Origin of the sequence: Lutispora sp., assembly GCF_041687175.1 — a bacterium.
Lineage (GTDB): Bacteria > Bacillota > Clostridia > Lutisporales > Lutisporaceae > Lutispora.
On sequence record NZ_JAWLCK010000039.1, the window covers coordinates 1 to 1,886 of the forward strand.

At 39.3% G+C, this 1,886-nt stretch carries 2 protein-coding genes; both read right to left on the reverse strand.

The window, feature by feature from the left end; translation table 11 throughout:
* Positions 1 to 451: type I 3-dehydroquinate dehydratase (locus tag ACESM9_RS07670; protein ID WP_372996932.1), on the reverse strand; the 451-nt coding region annotated here is incomplete at its 3' end.
* A 150-nt stretch (positions 452 to 601) separates the two neighbouring features.
* Positions 602 to 1,873 (reverse strand): M14 family metallopeptidase, encoded by a 1,272-nt coding sequence (locus ACESM9_RS07675; RefSeq protein ID WP_372996934.1) that lies wholly within the window; start codon positions 1,871 to 1,873, stop codon positions 602 to 604.
* Between the last annotated feature and the right edge of the window lie 13 nt (positions 1,874 to 1,886).

Below are 1,886 nucleotides of genomic sequence, written 5' to 3' on the forward strand. Positions count from 1 at the left end.
TAAAATTGTGGTAGGATAATATGACTTTTACTCCATTCTTTGCTGCTAAGGATTTTATCTGCTCAATTTTCTCTTTACCAAAAGCCAGCTCAATATCTACAACATCAACATAGATTGATTCCATTACATTTTGGAATAGCTTAAGCCTTCTATCATCATCAATCTTTTTATATCCACCTTCTTCATGGCTCCTGCAGGTGAATACTATCGGGATATCTTGAGTTTTTGTCCTGATAATCTCCAATATATGTTTTACTTTGGAAAAATCCAAAATCCTTTCAAAATAATCAGCACGCCATTCAATTACATCCGGTTTCATTCTAATTACTTCGTCAATCTCATTTATTAATGATGCTTCATCTACAGAAGCCAAAGGCACGCAAATAAGAGGTTTTTGACCTCCTAACACTTTATTTCTAAGCTTTATCGGTTTTGAAGCTTGTAATCGCATGTATATTCCTCCAGTATATTCTTTTGTTATCTTGCCTAACATAATGTAACTACCACTTATTAAGGGTTATTCATTTAATACATACTAATTATATATTATTAACTAAATGTTTTACAGTATCCAAGCAATAACCGCTGGATTTTCCAGCGGTTATTGTATCACTGCTGCCAAAAGCAGTAAACCTTCATTGTCTGCATATATTCTTGGGAATTGGGATATAGGCAATGGATTTGTGCCTCTTCCTACTTCTATGGTAAAACCTGGTCTTCTATACTCCTGTATGAACCAGTCTTTATAGCCTGCGTAAGAAGCTATACCAACGGTTTGATCCAATGCATAGCCGCTGACTCTGGACAATGCCTGCCCAATCCTTAAAGATTCCGGTGGAGCTAAATCCAAAAAACTCCAATATATTACTTCTCCTTGACTGTGATATGCCAGTACAAGCCTGGGATTTACTGCGTATGTTAAATCTCTCACGGCCCTGGTTTCAGGTTCAGAAAATGGCTCAGGACCTGAATACCTTGTTGGTCCGGGGCCTGTAATTCCGTATTGAGCTTCCGCTTCCTTGGACTCTTGCCAAGCTGCATCATAGTTGTGGTTCAGGTCCACACCTCTGATGTTTGCCTGCCATACCTGAGAAAATGGCCTTCCTGTGGTGTTCCACTGCAACAGTTGATTATAATAAGGGTTATCTCTTTGCAATCCATTGAGCACAAGATCAACTCCGTCCGGGTTCACCATAGGGAGAATATATATGGTGCTTCTCTCAAACAATCTTCTTATATCATATCCTCTTATGGAACGGCCTTCTGCATAAGCCTTGGCATAGTTTTCAATAAACTTCATCAATACCGGTGTAGTAATCCACTCTAAAGCATGATGGGCTCCGTTATAGAATACTCTATTTGGCCCTGTACCCAATTTCACATAATAGAGTTCCTTTCCTAAGACGCTTTGACCCGCTGAACCTATTTCCAAGAAAGGATATAATCTCCTGAAAGCATTAATATCCCTCTCCAGTATTTCATAGGTATAGTCAATGCGAGTATCTACAATATCCAGCCATGGTATTAAAATTCTCCTGGCTACTTGCAGATTTTCAGGAATTAAACCCGGATTCGCAGTCATTATCCTGGCAACACTGGTTCCATAGTTTTGAGCTATTCGGTATAATGTATCACCAGGCCTGATAGTATAAACAGAATAACCCATAAGCAAAGGCTCCATAACGCTAAAGGTCCTAGGTCCTACTATGCCGTCAGGGGTTAGGCCATAATCCCTCTGAAAAGCCCTTACAGCATTTTCGGTACCTGATCCAAATATGCCATCTATTGCACCTGTATAATAACCCAATCTCTGTAATAAGGATTGAACTTCTTTTACATCTGTTCCCCTGGATCCAATTCTCAGTGTTCTCATTATATCACCTCAC

Excerpts from the sequence above, each read along its gene's own strand:
- ACESM9_RS07675 (WP_372996934.1), bottom strand. The coding sequence starts at position 1,873 with ATGAGAACACTGAGAATTGGATCCAGGGGAACAGATGTAAAAGAAGTT.